Below are 3,289 nucleotides of genomic sequence, written 5' to 3' on the forward strand. Positions count from 1 at the left end.
CTTCGCCGCCGCCCTTGCCCCCCGCGCCCTCGTGCCCATACATTCCTTCGAAACCGGGCGCTTCCCGGATTTCTTCGACAATGTCGTCCCGAGGGAGGACGGCGAGTGGTGGGAGGTTTGAGCGGATGAAGGCTCTCAACATCTTCGAGGTTATCAGGAAAACGACAAGTCGTACAGAACCCTTTCACTCTGAATTCCTAGGGGAAGCGCTGCGCGTCAGCGCATCAGGAAACCGCTCGTTGTTCGATGCCGTTTGGCGGCTGGCCGCACCGGACAATTGGGACATTCCGCACAGCCCCCGGATCGAAACCGAGGAAAAAGCGGAAAAGGACAGGAATGGCGCGACAGGAGGGCAACGAATCGATATTTCCATCCATGATGACGAGCGCCGCCGCTTGCTGGGAATCGAGGTCAAGACGGCCAAGGCCTCGGCAAAGAAGGGACAGCTTGAAGGCTATCTCGATGGCCTTTCCGATAAGTACGAATACGACAAGAAAGACGAAGACCGCATAGCGATCGTATATCTCACGCCGTTCAACCGCGAGAGGGCGGGTGACGCTGCGGGTTCTCTTCCGACCGTTGAAATATTCAAGAAATTCCAAGATGTTCATAAAAACGCCCGCCACATAAGCTGGCTGGACATTGCCGATATTCCTTGGGACGGCAATGAACTGTGGAGACAACATCAAGCATATGTCCACCAAGAAATCGCGAGCTACAAGAATCTCCGATCCTTCGTATCTCGCAATCGGGCATTCGACGACTTTTTCTCGCGAGAAGCCGTCGAGAACTTTTGGGACGCTCTCCCGTTCGAGGGCGTCAAGGCTGTCGATGCTAGCATCACCATCGACCTTGCAATACTTGGAAACGACCCGACACCGCTTGTCAGGGCATTTGAAATTCTCATTGAGGACGAGGAAAACGTGTCGAGCAGGGCCAGCAAGCAGGATGACTTCCCGGATGAATTGCGTCAATGCTTTAGGACTTCGCAGTTCGGCCGTATTCACGAAGCACTATTCGCCCTCTCGGGTCGGCAGCATGTATGGGTGGCCGGAAAGGGGAATTACGGCCTCAGGGTCGCACACAAGCGCGCCAAGGGCGGCGTCAGCCTTGTCAGAAGCGAAGGGGCTCAATATCTCATGGTCGGGCAGTCCCGCTAGCCCGGATTTCTTACCGGGCTTTCGTTTGCAGGCGTTTTGTCTGTTTGCGGGACCATCGGAGTAGCGCGCCTGTTTTCTGCGGCCGAGGGGGCAGGGGCATCGGTTGCGCGTGAGACGCGTTGGCGGCCGGGGTATGTTTTCTTGTTGTTGACGGGCGGGTTGAGTTGGGGCCCTGGGCTCAGGTCAGTTGCATCATCGTCGGCGTGCATGGGTGAAGATATCGGCATGGGGGCGGACGGTGCAGACTACACCGCGACGTCCGGCACGGTGACCTTCGCGGCGGGCGAGACGCGCGCGGAGGTGAACTGCAGGCGCTACTCGAGGCAGCGGGTCCAAAAACTGGCCAGCGTCGGGATAAGTTTACCCCCTCTCGTCGATGAATCCGCACAATAGTTGCAGGACGGCGTCGCGGCGGCTTGTGACGACAGGAAAACGCGAGAGGTGCGGTAGGCCCAACAGTTCGCCGCCCGGCCAGGCGCATCTCCGGGCCGTAACTCGACCCCAATCCAACCCGTAATTCTCGGGCTTTGTCCCTCCGAGCGCTTCTCGCAGGGCATCGAAAGGACGCGTTCCACAGGCGATGACCAGGGACGGGCGAGCCCTGAGGATCATGTCCCGCCACAAATCCTTGCCGAACTCGACGGCGGCCTTCTTGTCTCCAGGAAGCGCGTCCCAATCCGGCGACCGGAAGGGCACAAGATTTCCACTCAATACGGCCTCCGGCTTTTCGCCGAGCAGTTCGAACAGGGACAAGACCTGCCTCTGGAGCGGCGCTTTCCCCGGCGGCCGACCCTTCCAACTTTCAACAACCCAGGCGCTGCCCAAACTCATGGCGAATTCCGCATGGTCGTCCCGCTGTACACCGCCGCCGGGATTGAGGCCGACAAACGCCACGCGGGTCCCTTCGAGAACAACCGCCGGGCTGTAGAGCAGGCGCCAGCCCAGCCTGTATCCGCCATCACCGTAACGGTGCTCTATTCGTGCCTCCAGTTCGTCAGCGAATGCCCGATGACCGATCATGTTGTACTTCCCCTCGGCCCGACCCGAAAGAATACCCCCGTTTCCGGCACCGGTGCTGTTCCGGGCAGTGACCGGGTTGCCGCGCGGTCTCCGCTGTCCGGTGTCGGGGGACTACCGTGCTCGCTATTCGATGCAGGCGAACAGATGGTGCATCACGCAGCTTGCCGGGCTGCAGAATGCAGAATACCCAGATGAAAAGCATGCCGTGCCGCTGCAATGTCGCCCCTCGCTCAAATAGAGGGGGATACGCCCGTGGACAGAGCATCCTTCCCGAGCCTTTGCGACGACCGCTGTATCGTCTTCATCGTCGCCTCCCTGGATGACCACCTTGTCCGTTTGAAGGTCGACGATGGCAAGGGGGACTACAGTCTTGCACCCTGCGAGCGAAATTCCCCCTATCGCCAGGATGGCCGCCACACTCGACCTCATCTTCCCCGCCTCGCTGCGTGCGATATCGACCCGGCTTCAATAACGGCGAGAAAACCGACCATGTCCCGGCACATGTCGAACAGACCTGACATGGCGGGAAGATGCACGCCATCCGCCAGGCCGGTCAACCGCCCCGGAGGCGCCCGGACCGCCCCGGATACGGGAAACGCGATGCACCGGGGCGGTCAGGTAGCCGACGACGGCCTTCGCGGCACGTTGTCGGAACTGGCCGGCGGGGTGGCGGTCTCGCGGACGCCGTCATCACGGTCCCGGGACAGGACTTTCAAGAGAATGCATTCGCTGTATCGAATCGGCATTTGCCGAATCGTCAGCTTTGGCGAGGCTCCACAATTACGCGCCTACGCCCGCGCCGAACGATATACCCACCGCGCCGGATGGAGAGCTTGCCTTCCCGGATCAAACCCCATAACGCATCGCGGATAACCTCCGCGTTCGCGTCGACCTCCGGCTCCTCGATCCGTTGGTCGAGCCACCTGGAAAACGCCTCGTCGGCGATAGCCGGGCCTATGGATTTGCGGAGTGCGTTGAGCACTGCGTGTTCATTCTACCCATGTCGGGGCAGATTGCACCGTTCATTATCCATGGCATGCGCATTTCAGACGACGGCTGCGCCTTAAGTGCATGGAGTATCGTGCAGACGGGCCTGTCGCCTGTGTCGA

The 3,289-nt window shown here is 60.2% G+C and carries 2 protein-coding genes; one reads left to right on the forward strand and one right to left on the reverse strand.

The window, feature by feature from the left end:
- The first annotated feature begins 125 nt into the window (after positions 1–125).
- Positions 126–1,160 carry a hypothetical protein gene (locus OXF11_04835; GenBank protein MCY4486425.1) on the forward strand — a complete coding sequence of 345 codons (1,035 nt, stop codon included), beginning with the start codon at positions 126–128 and terminating at the stop codon, positions 1,158–1,160.
- A 360-nt stretch (positions 1,161–1,520) separates the two neighbouring features.
- Here the strand turns inward: OXF11_04835 and OXF11_04840 are convergent, their stop codons facing one another.
- Positions 1,521–2,180 (reverse strand): hypothetical protein, encoded by a 660-nt coding sequence (locus OXF11_04840; protein MCY4486426.1) that lies wholly within the window; start codon positions 2,178–2,180, stop codon positions 1,521–1,523.
- Between the last annotated feature and the right edge of the window lie 1,109 nt (positions 2,181–3,289).

This window comes from Deltaproteobacteria bacterium (assembly GCA_026712905.1).
In the GTDB taxonomy this organism is placed as follows: Bacteria; Desulfobacterota; Binatia; order UBA9968; family JAJDTQ01; genus JAJDTQ01.

Coding starts and splice junctions, on each gene's coding strand:
- OXF11_04840 (MCY4486426.1), bottom strand. CDS start 2,180: ATGATCGGTCATCGGGCATTCGCTGACGAACTGGAGGCACGAATAGAG.
- OXF11_04835 (MCY4486425.1), top strand. CDS start 126: ATGAAGGCTCTCAACATCTTCGAGGTTATCAGGAAAACGACAAGTCGT.